Genomic DNA, 258 nt, shown 5'->3' on the forward strand with positions numbered 1-258 from the left:
TTCGACAACAGCGGCCAGGCCATCACCAACACCCTTGAAGGAGGGGCGGGCGACGACACGTTCTTGGTCTATCAGCGTAACGCCAATGCCGTCACCACGGTTGTTGGCGGCAGCGGACGTGATACCTACAACTTGCAGGAAAGCTCCATCGGCCAGCTGATTGCCAGCGACTTCGCCGCTGGCGCCAATGGCGACATCCTCAACATCAATCAGTTGCTGTTGGCGAGCAATGGTTACAGCGGCGGCAATCCGTTCGCC

At 59.3% G+C, this 258-nt stretch carries 1 protein-coding gene; it reads left to right on the forward strand.

What is annotated here, in order from left to right:
• Nucleotides 1-258: hypothetical protein (locus M2D63_RS25870; RefSeq protein ID WP_285865897.1), on the forward strand; the 258-nt coding region annotated here is incomplete at both ends.

Source organism: Pseudomonas sp. BJa5, from assembly GCF_030272875.2.
Classification (GTDB): Bacteria; Pseudomonadota; Gammaproteobacteria; order Pseudomonadales; family Pseudomonadaceae; genus Aquipseudomonas.